This window comes from uncultured Nitratireductor sp., from assembly GCF_913053745.1.
In the GTDB taxonomy this organism is placed as follows: domain Bacteria; phylum Pseudomonadota; class Alphaproteobacteria; order Rhizobiales; family Rhizobiaceae; genus Nitratireductor.
In genome coordinates this window covers 24,545-34,799 of record NZ_CAJXGF010000031.1, presented here as the reverse complement: position 1 = coordinate 34,799, position 10,255 = coordinate 24,545, and the positions used below count along the sequence as shown (strand labels likewise).

9 protein-coding genes are annotated in these 10,255 nt (G+C 60.7%); 1 reads left to right on the top strand and 8 read right to left on the bottom strand.

Annotation, left to right across the window (positions count from 1 at the left end; translation table 11 throughout):
• The 8 genes from nuoH to QZ638_RS07365 all read right to left on the bottom strand — a co-directional run.
• Positions 1–1,010: NADH-quinone oxidoreductase subunit NuoH (gene nuoH / locus QZ638_RS07400; protein WP_295808461.1), on the bottom strand; the 1,010-nt coding region annotated here is incomplete at its 3' end.
• A gap of 6 nt (positions 1,011–1,016) precedes the next feature.
• The gene (gene nuoG / locus QZ638_RS07395) at positions 1,017–3,098 is read right to left on the bottom strand and encodes an NADH-quinone oxidoreductase subunit NuoG (RefSeq protein WP_295808459.1); all 2,082 of its coding nucleotides are present in this window, start codon (positions 3,096–3,098) and stop codon (positions 1,017–1,019) included.
• A gap of 49 nt (positions 3,099–3,147) precedes the next feature.
• Positions 3,148–4,452, bottom strand: a complete 1,305-nt coding sequence (gene nuoF, locus QZ638_RS07390) for an NADH-quinone oxidoreductase subunit NuoF (RefSeq protein ID WP_295808457.1) — start codon at positions 4,450–4,452, stop codon at positions 3,148–3,150.
• Between the two features lie 11 nt (positions 4,453–4,463).
• Positions 4,464–5,603 carry an NADH-quinone oxidoreductase subunit E gene (locus tag QZ638_RS07385; RefSeq protein WP_295808455.1) on the bottom strand — a complete coding sequence of 380 codons (1,140 nt, stop codon included), beginning with the start codon at positions 5,601–5,603 and terminating at the stop codon, positions 4,464–4,466.
• Positions 5,604–6,794 carry an NADH-quinone oxidoreductase subunit D gene (locus QZ638_RS07380; RefSeq protein ID WP_295808454.1) on the bottom strand — a complete coding sequence of 397 codons (1,191 nt, stop codon included), beginning with the start codon at positions 6,792–6,794 and terminating at the stop codon, positions 5,604–5,606. It lies immediately after the preceding gene.
• Between the two features lie 17 nt (positions 6,795–6,811).
• Positions 6,812–7,414 (bottom strand): NADH-quinone oxidoreductase subunit C, encoded by a 603-nt coding sequence (locus QZ638_RS07375; RefSeq protein ID WP_295808452.1) that lies wholly within the window; start codon positions 7,412–7,414, stop codon positions 6,812–6,814.
• 8 nt (positions 7,415–7,422) lie between these two features.
• Positions 7,423–7,998, bottom strand: a complete 576-nt coding sequence (locus QZ638_RS07370) for an NADH-quinone oxidoreductase subunit B family protein (RefSeq protein ID WP_295808450.1) — start codon at positions 7,996–7,998, stop codon at positions 7,423–7,425.
• Positions 7,989–8,354, bottom strand: coding sequence for an NADH-quinone oxidoreductase subunit A (locus tag QZ638_RS07365; RefSeq protein WP_007007904.1), 366 nt, complete (start codon positions 8,352–8,354; stop codon positions 7,989–7,991). Before QZ638_RS07365 ends, QZ638_RS07370 begins: the two co-directional genes overlap by 10 nt.
• Positions 8,355–8,727: 373 nt before the next feature.
• Between QZ638_RS07365 and QZ638_RS07360 the strand changes: the two genes are divergently transcribed.
• Positions 8,728–9,942: a winged helix-turn-helix domain-containing protein gene (locus QZ638_RS07360; RefSeq protein ID WP_295808448.1), complete on the top strand. Its 1,215-nt coding sequence runs from the start codon at positions 8,728–8,730 to the stop codon at positions 9,940–9,942.
• Positions 9,943–10,255: the final 313 nt, after the last annotated feature.

Below are 10,255 nucleotides of genomic sequence, written 5' to 3'. Positions count from 1 at the left end.
GTGGCACCGCCCATGAACAGCGACAGCGGCAGGAACCCTTTCCAGCCAAGACGCATCAACTGGTCGTAGCGGTAGCGCGGCACGAAGGCCTTCACCAGAGCGAACATGAAGAAGACCATGCACATCTTCAGCACGAACCAGATGACGCCCGGGACCCAGGTGAACGGGGCGAAATCGAGCGGCGGCAGCCAACCACCCAGGAAAAGGATGGTGGTGAGCGCGCACATCAGGACGATGGCCACATACTCGCCCAGGAAGAAGAGCAGGAACGGCGTCGAGGAATACTCGATCATGTGTCCGGCCACGAGCTCGGATTCGGCCTCCACCAGGTCGAAGGGCGGGCGGTTCGTCTCGGCAAGCGCCGAGATGAAGAAGACGATGAACATCGGGAACAGCGCCAGCCAGTTCCAGTCGAGGAACGTGTTGGGCAGACCGAGCATGGTGCCGAGGCCATCCCCCTGCGCCAGAACGATGTCCGTCAGGTTCAGCGAGCCGACCGTAAGCAGCACCGTCACAATGACAAAGCCGATGGAGACTTCGTATGAAACCATCTGCGCGGCCGAGCGCAACGCGCCCAGAAACGGATATTTCGAGTTCGACGCCCAGCCACCCATGATCACGCCGTAGACTTCCAAAGAAGCAATGGCGAAAACATAGAGAATGCCGATGTTCACATCGGCGATGGCCCAGCCCTCATTGACCGGGATCACCGCCCAGGCGGCGATCGCCAGAACCGCGCCGACAACGGGAGCCAGCAGAAACACGCCCTTGTTGGCGCCGGAAGGAATGACCGGCTCCTTGAAGACGAATTTGAAAAGGTCGGCGAACGCCTGGAACAGCCCCCAGGGGCCGACGACGTTCGGTCCCCGGCGCCGTTGCACGGCGGCCCAGATCTTCCGGTCGGCGTAGAGAATATAGGCGACGAAAACCAGCAGGATGACGATCATCGCCACCGATTGCAGAAGAATAAGAAGCCCCGGGAGGACGTAGGTTGAAAAGAAAGTATCCATTCGTCTCTACTCGGCCGCCTGTTTCAATTCGCCGCGCGCCAGCGCCGAACATTCGGCCATAACGGCCGAGGCACGGGCTATCGGGTTGGTCAGATAGAAGTCCTTCACCGGCGAGGCGAAGGGAGCCTTGGTGAGCCGACCGCCGAGCCTGACAAGTTTCTCGACATCGCCGACATCGGCAGGGGCAATCGCCTCGAGTGCCGCGAAATGCGGGTATTCGGCATAAAGTGCAGCGCGCAATGCGCCCAGCGAATCGAACGGCAGCTTGTGGCCGAGCACATCGGACAATGCACGCAGTACCGCCCAGTCTTCCTTCGCCTCGCCCGGTGCGAAGCCGGCACGGTTGGCCATCTGCACACGTCCCTCGGTGTTCACATAGGTGCCCGACTTTTCGGTGTAGGTGGCCGCGGGCAGGATGACATCGGCGCGGTGCGCCCCGGCATCGCCATGCGTGCCGATATAAACGGTGAAGGCGTCGCCGATCGCGTTCATGTCGATTTCGTCGGCACCCAGCAGGAAGAGCACGTCCATCGCACCCATCATGCCCTTCACATCCTTGCCGCCCTTCTCCGGCACGAAGCCGAGATCGAGGCCGCCGACGCGACTTGCCGCCGTATGCAGCACGGCCAAACCGTTCCAATCGTCGGTCACCGCCTTGACGGAGCCGGCGAGCTTGGCGGCAAGGCCAAGAACGGCAGCGCCGTCGGAACGCGCCAGAGCGCCCTGCCCCACAATGATCATCGGACGCTTGGCCTTTTTCAGAACCGAAGCGAATTTGCCCTTGCCGTCCGCCAGCTCCTTGAGGGTGTCGGCACCGGCGCCGAGCATCTCGTAGTCGTAGCGCAGATCGCCCATATCGCCGATGACGCCGATGGGGAAATCGCCCATGCGCCAGCGCTTGCGGATACGGGCGTTGAGAACCGATGCCTCGAAGCGCGGATTGGCGCCCACGATCAGAAGCGCGTCCGCCTCCTCGATGCCTTCGATGGTCGGATTGAAGATGTAGCCAGCACGGCCAAGCGCCGGATCGAGCGCAGCGCCATCCTGACGGCAATCGTAGTTTGGCGACCCGAGCGACTGCATCAGCGACTTGAGCGCGTACATTTCCTCAACGGCGGCCAGATCACCGGCGATCGCGCCAATCTTTTCCGGTTGAGCCTTCGACACAGCCTCGGCGATGGCGTCGAACGCCTCGCCCCAGGAAACTGGTTGCAGACGATTGTCCCTACGCACATAAGGCCGGTCGAGACGCTGCGTGCGCAGACCGTCCCAGATGAAGCGGGACTTATCCGAAATCCACTCCTCGTTCACCGCCTCGTTGACGCGCGGCATGACACGCATGACCTCGCGGCCACGTGTGTCGACGCGAATGGCCGAGCCGACAGCATCCATCACGTCGATGGACTGGGTCTTGTTCAGCTCCCACGGGCGCGCCTGAAAAGCGTAGGGCTTGGAGGTCAGTGCACCGACCGGACACAGATCGATGACATTGCCCTGAAGCTCGGAGGTCATGGCCTCTTCGAGATAGGTGGTGATCTCGGCATCCTCACCGCGACCGATCAGGCCGAGCTCGGAAATACCGGCCACCTCGGTGGTAAAGCGAACGCAGCGCGTGCAGTGAATGCAGCGCGTCATGATCGTCTTGACGAGCGGTCCGATATATTTGTCTTCGACGGCGCGCTTGTTCTCCTTGTAGCGCGAGGAATCCACGCCAAAGGCCATCGCTTGATCCTGCAGGTCGCACTCGCCGCCCTGATCGCAGATCGGGCAATCGAGCGGATGGTTGATGAGCAGGAATTCCATCACGCCTTCGCGGGCCTTCTTGACCATCGGCGTGTTGGTGTAAACTTCCGGCAGCTCGCCATTGGGGCCGGGGCGCAGGTCGCGCACACCCATGGCGCACGAAGCAGCCGGCTTGGGCGGTCCGCCTTTCACTTCCACCAGGCACATGCGGCAATTGCCGGCGATTGACAGACGCTCATGAAAACAGAAGCGCGGCACCTCCGCGCCCGCCTCCTCGGCGGCCTGCAGCAGCGTGTAGTGATCGGGTACCTCGATCTCCGTGCCGTCGACTTTCAATTTTGCCATGGTCGCTGTCCGCTTGCCTCTCGCCCCTTCCGGAGCAAAATCTTCACTTTTACTCCGCTGCCACCAGCGCCGGCTGCGCCTGATGAGCGTTGCGGGTGAATTCGTCGATGCGCCGCTCGATCTCCGGGCGGAAATGACGCACGAGCCCCTGAATCGGCCATGCGGCCGCATCGCCAAGAGCGCAGATCGTGTGTCCTTCCACCTGTTTCGTGACGTCGAGCAGCATGTCGATTTCGTGTTTCTGGGCCTGGCCGACGACCAGGCGTTCCATCACGCGCCACATCCAGCCCGTGCCCTCGCGGCACGGCGTGCACTGACCGCAACTCTCATGCTTGTAGAAATAGGAGAGCCGCGCAATGGCCTTAACAATGTCGGTGGACTTGTCCATGACGATCACGGCGGCTGTGCCAAGGCCCGACTTCAGATCGCGCAGGCTGTCGAAATCCATCGGCGTGTCGATGATCTCACTCGCTGGCACCAGAGGCACCGAAGAGCCACCGGGAATGACCGCAAGCAGATTGTCCCAACCGCCGCGAATGCCGCCGCAATGGCGTTCGATCAGTTCGCGGAAGGGAATAGACATTTCCTCTTCCACCGTGCACGGGTTTTCCACGTGACCGGAGATGCAAAAGAGCTTGGTGCCCTTGTTGTTCTCGCGCCCGAAGGAGGAGAACCACGACGCTCCACGACGCAGAATGGTCGGCGCAACGGCGATGGATTCGACATTGTTGACAGTGGTCGGGCAGCCATAGAGACCGACATTCGCCGGGAATGGCGGCTTCAGGCGTGGCTGGCCCTTCTTGCCTTCAAGGCTCTCGAGCAGCGCGGTCTCCTCACCGCAGATATAGGCACCGGCGCCGTGATGGACGAACACGTCCATGTCCCAGCCGCACTTGTTGTTCTTGCCCAAGAGGCCCGCTTCGTAACATTCGGCGATGGCGCGCTCGAGCGCCTCGCGTTCGCGAATGAACTCGCCACGCACGTAGATGTAGGCGGTGTGTGCGCCCATGGCGAAGCCGGCGACCAAACAGCCCTCGACCAGCGTGTGCGGGTCGTGGCGCATGATGTCGCGGTCCTTGCAGGTGCCGGGCTCCGATTCATCCGCATTGACGACGAGATAGTGCGGACGATCGCCAGGCTCCTTGGGCATGAAGGACCATTTGAGACCGGTCGGGAAACCGGCGCCGCCACGCCCGCGCAGACCCGAGGCCTTCATCTCGTTGACGATCCAGTCGCGGCCCTTGTCGATCAGCCCCTTGGTGTTATCCCAAAGGCCGCGCGACATGGCACCCTTCAACGACTGGTCGAACTGGCCGTATATATTGGTGAAGATGCGGTCTTTATCCTGGAGCATGGCTCAGTCCCTCACCTCGGCTTCTTGCCGAAAACCTTGACGTATTCGGCTTCACCGCCCTTGGCGAGCGCCTTGGCCTGCTTGACCCAGTCCTCGCGTTCGATGCGGCCGTGGAAACTCAGATATCCGTCGACCCATTCGCGCTCGGCCTTCTTCCACTTGGAAACCTGCGCGAAGGTGAAGATGCCGAGATCGTGCAGAATGCCCTCGATCTTGGGTCCGACGCCGGAAATCAACTTCAGCTCGTCCGGTTCGGCCGGACGAGCGATGCCCGCGGGACGGTTCTTGTCCTCAAGGCTCGGTTTAGCGGCTTTTTTACCGGTCGGCTTCGTCGCGGCCTTCTTTTTCGGCCCGCTTTCGACCGAAACGGAGGCCGCGGCCGATGTCGTCCCGTTATTGGCTTTGACGGGCGACGGCGACTTGATGGCGGGATCCGTCTCGGTCGCGGATGTGTCAGGTTTTGCAGCCCGCGATGGCGGCACCTTGGCGCCGTTCGCGGCCGCCCGGGTCGCCTTCGTCCGGCTGCGGCCGGAGACCGCTTTCTCGTCGGTCAGGGCGGTCAGGCCGCCGGCCGGAGCGGAATAGATGCGGTCGACCTGAGGGCCGGGCTTGACTGTGTCGCCCTTGCCGGCCTCGAACGCGTCGATGATTTCTTCGAGACGTTCCGGCGTCAGATCCTCATAGGTATCCTTGAAGATCATGACCATCGGCGCGTTCACGCATGCGCCCTGACACTCGACTTCTTCCCAGGACAACGTGCCATCGTCATTCGGGTGGAACGGCTCGGGATTGATCTTCTTCTTGCACAGCTCGATCAGGTCACCGGAGCCACGCAGCATGCACGGCGTGGTGCCGCAGACCTGGATATGAGCGCGTGTGCCGACGGGTGCGAGTTGGAACTGGGTGTAGAAAGTCGCCACTTCAAGAACACGGATCAGCGGCATGTCCAGCATTTCCGCCACATGCTCGATGGCGGCGCGCGTGACCCAGCCTTCCTGCTCCTGCGCCAGCATGAGCAATGGGATCACCGCCGACTGCTTGCGATCCTTCGGATACTTGCCCAACCAGCGCTTCACCTCCGGCCCCATGGCGCGGGAGAAGGCGAAGCTCTCAGGCTGGACGGCTTCGTCTGCGAGACGGCGGACTGACATTTATCTGTCTACCTCACCAAACACGATGTCGAGGGAGCCAAGCACGGCAGCGACGTCGGCCAAAAGGTGACCGCGGCACATGAAGTCCATAGCCTGGAGATGAGCGAAGCCCGGCGCGCGCAGCTTGCAGCGATAGGGCTTGTTGGAACCGTCGGAGACGAGATAGACGCCAAACTCGCCCTTCGGCGCTTCCACGGCGGCGTAAACCTCCCCTTCGGGAACGTGGTAGCCCTCGGTGTAGAGCTTAAAGTGATGGATCAGCGCTTCCATCGACCGCTTCATCTCGCCGCGCTTTGGCGGGACGACCTTGCCATCGGTGTTGGAAACCGGACCGACACGCTCCTTGCCCAGCAGGCGATCGACGCACTGGCGCATGATCCTGGCCGACTGGCGCATCTCTTCCATACGGATGAGATAACGATCATAACAGTCGCCATTTTTGCCGATTGGAATGTCGAAATCCATCTCCGGATAGCATTCGTAAGGCTGGCTCTTGCGCAGGTCCCATGCTGCACCGGAACCGCGCACCATGACACCGGAGAACCCCCAAGCCCACGCCTCTTCCAGCGTCACGACGCCGATGTCGACATTGCGCTGCTTGAAGATGCGGTTGCCTGTGAGCAAATTGTCGAGGTCGTCAACCGTCTTGTGAAACGGCTCGATCCAGTTGCCGATGTCCTCAACGAGTTTATCGGGAATGTCCTGATGGACTCCCCCGGGGCGGAAATAGGCCGCGTGCATGCGTGCGCCACAAGCCCGCTCGTAAAACACCATCAGCTTCTCGCGCTCCTCGAACCCCCACAACGGGGGTGTAAGCGCACCGACATCCATCGCCTGCGTGGTGACGTTCAGGAGATGGTTCAGGATACGGCCGATCTCGGAGAAAAGCACACGGATGATCTGACCGCGGATCGGCACGTCGAGACCGATCAGGCGCTCGACCGCCAATGCGAATGCGTGCTCCTGGTTCATCGGCGCGACATAGTCGAGCCGGTCGAAATACGGCACAGCCTGCAGATAGGTCTTGTGCTCGATCAGCTTTTCGGTGCCGCGGTGAAGCAGACCGATATGCGGATCGACGCGCTCGACCACCTCGCCGTCGAGCTCCAGAACCAGGCGCAGAACGCCATGCGCGGCCGGATGCTGGGGCCCGAAGTTGATGTTGAAATTGCGGACGGAGTGCTCAGTCATCTGGCGCTGCCCAACCTCTAGTCTTTCGCCTTCTCGTCGCCCGGCAGAACGTAGTCCGTCCCTTCCCATGGCGAGAGGAAATCGAAATTGCGGAATTCCTGCCTCAGATCGACCGGTTCGTAGACGACACGCTTCAGATCGTCGTCGTAACGAACCTCTACGAAGCCGGTGAGCGGGAAGTCCTTGCGGAGCGGATGCCCTTCGAAACCGTAGTCTGTCAACAGACGGCGCAGATCCGGATGGCCGGTGAACAGAACGCCGTACATGTCGTAGATTTCGCGCTCGTACCAATCGGCGGCGGGAAAGACCTCCACGACGGACGGCACCGGCGAATCCGCATCCGTCGAAAGCTTGACGCGCACGCGCTGGTTCTGGCGCGGCGACAGGAGATGGTAGACCACCTCGAAACGCTTTTCGCGCGCCGGATAGTCCGCGCCCGAAATGTCGACAAAGGCGAAGAACTGGCACTGGACGTCGTTCTTCAGAAAATTGAGCACGTCGACGATGTCGCCCGGCTCGACCAGAAAGGTCAGCTCGTCGAAAGCGACGAGCGCATCCTGAATCTGGGCGTCGAGCTTTTCCGTGACGTAGGCCGCCAGGTCCTTCAGCGCTTCGCTCATATCCGCCTCTAACGTTCGATCGTGCCGGTGCGCCGGATCTTCTTTTGCAAAAGAAGAATGCCATAGAGCAACGCTTCCGCCGTGGGCGGACAGCCGGGCACATAAATATCGACCGGCACCACGCGATCGCAGCCGCGCACCACCGAATAGGAATAGTGATAGTAGCCGCCGCCATTGGCGCACGACCCCATCGAGATAACGTAGCGCGGCTCGGGCATCTGGTCGTAGACCTTGCGCAGAGCCGGCGCCATCTTGTTGGTCAGCGTGCCGGCAACGATCATCACGTCCGACTGGCGCGGGCTGGCGCGCGGCGCGATGCCGAAACGCTCCGCATCGTAGCGCGGCATGGAAATGTGCATCATCTCCACGGCGCAACAGGCCAGACCGAACGTCATCCACATGAGCGAACCGGTGCGCGCCCAGGTGATGAGTGCCTCCGACGAGGTGACGAGAAAGCCCTTGTCGGAGAGCTCGTTGTTGATATCCGTGTAAAACGGATCGTCCGCGCCAACCGGATTACCGGTCTTGGGGTCAATCACGCCCTTGGGTTGGGGCGCCACGAGTGTACCGTCGTTCAATCCCATTCCAGCGCTCCCTTCTTCCATTCATAGATGAAGCCGATGGTGAGGATTCCAAGGAAAACCATCATCGACCAGAAGCCGAGCCAGCCGATATCGCCGAATGCCACCGCCCATGGAAAGAGGAACGCCACTTCCAGATCGAAAATGATGAACAGAATCGCCACCAGATAGAAGCGGACGTCGAATTTCATGCGTGCATCGTCGAACGCGTTGAAACCGCACTCGTAGGCAGAGAGCTTTTCCGGATCCGGATTGCGGTAAGCGACCAGGAACGGGGCCACCACCAGCGCGAGAGCGACGACGAGCGCGACGCCGATGAAGATAACGATGGGTAGGTATGAACTCAGAAGCTCATTCATGGTCCGACTTTCCGTTGCCCGCCGCGGGCGAGGCTGCGTATCGAGGCCCGAGACCGGGTTTTTGCGCCTAAGGCCAAGGCAGCAAGGCTAGGCTCATGTTGCAACGCGGCGAGGGTTAGCGCAGGGCGCTTGGCGAAGCAAGTCAAACCTTGGCCAGATTGCGGCATTGTCGAAACCGGTTGCGTTCGATTTTAACATGCTGCGCCCGCATTCTCTGCGCTGCAAGTGCGGACTTAACGCACAAAAGCAATGTGTAAAGCGTTACGTCCGGTCTGTCAGGAGATGCGATGCATCGAAAACTATCGGGTGGCGCCGCACCCGCCGACTCGCTAGGTCTTGGGCAAAGGCGTAATGCAGAAACCGGTTGGCAGATATGCAAAGACAACGACTCTCGCCGGGCGAGGTGCGGCGAATTGCCCTCGGTGCTCAGGGGTTTTCCACCGCCGCGCCGAAGACCGCCGTCACCCGGCAACACATAAAGCGAATGCTGAACCGCACGGGCTTGCTGCAGATCGACTCGGTGAATGTCGTGGCGCGCGCCCATTTCATGCCTCTTTATGGGCGGTTAGGCCCCTACCCGGTGGACCTTCTGAGCCGGGCGCAGGCAAGGAAACCGCGCATGTTGTTCGAATACTGGGCGCATGAAGCCTCGCTGCTGCCGGTGGAGACGCAGCCCCTGATGCGCTGGCGCATGGATCGCGCCCAGCGCGGCGAAGGCGTTTACAAGGGGCTTGTCCGCTTCGCGCGCGAAAAGCACGATTTCATCGAGCGCATTTACGAACAGGTGGAAGGCGGCGGCCCGATCGCCGCTTCCGATTTCCAAGGCGAGTCGGGAAATGGCGGATGGTGGGGCTGGAGTGAAACCAAGAAGGCATTGGAGTGGCTTTTCTGGTGCGGGCGCATCACCACCCATTCGCGCCGCCCGAGCTTCGAACGTCTCTACGACATCCCAGAGCGTGTTCTGCCGCGCGAGGTGATCGATACCGCGACCCCGCGTGAAGAAGACGCGCAACGCGCCCTTGTCGAAATAGCCGCGCGTGCGCTGGGGATCGCCAGCGAACCGGATATCAGGGACTATTTTCGCCTGAAACCGGCCCACTCGCAGGCTCGCGTCGCCGAGCTCGTCGAGGCGGGAACGCTGATGCCGGTAGAGGTGCGCGGTTGGCGTCATACCGCTTATCTGCACAAAGACGCGCAACTCCCGCGCCGCATCGACAAGCCCGCCCTCCTCGCTCCCTTCGATCCCGTCGTCTGGGAGCGCGACCGGGCCGAGCGCATTTTTGACTTTCGCTATCGCATCGAAATCTACACACCCGCCCACAAGCGTGTCCATGGCTACTATGTGCTGCCGTTTCTCCTCGGCGATCGCATCGTCGCACGCGTGGATCTGAAGGCTGACCGCGCCAAGCGTATCCTGCTTGTACAGGCGGCCCATGGTGAACCGAACGCTCCCTCCCACACGGCCGAAATGCTGCGGACAGAACTTGAACGTTTGGCAAGATGGCTGGATCTGGACTCGGTCGCCGTCATGCCGCGCGGTGATCTGTCTCACCCGCTCAAAGCAATCGCCCCCTCACCCCAAGTCTGAAGAGTCCTTCGTTTCTCCAGAGCGGCAATTTCGATGATTCCGCAGATTTTTGGCAGAATCTACTTACAGACCGCCGATTTTTTTCGGTGTCTTCCGAGCTGATAATTTCTTACCTTTAGACAAATGTTTCTCGAAAAATACAATTGTTTCGCAAGATTGGAAATTTGTGCTTCACAATCATAGAGCGAGACTATCAGACAAGGCGACGGCGGCAATTCCGTTCGGGGATGGGCTTTCTCAGAAGTGTTTCGAAACGGTTATTTTATCTACACACTCTTAAGTTGCTGAAAAGCAGAAAAAATATATAAATCAA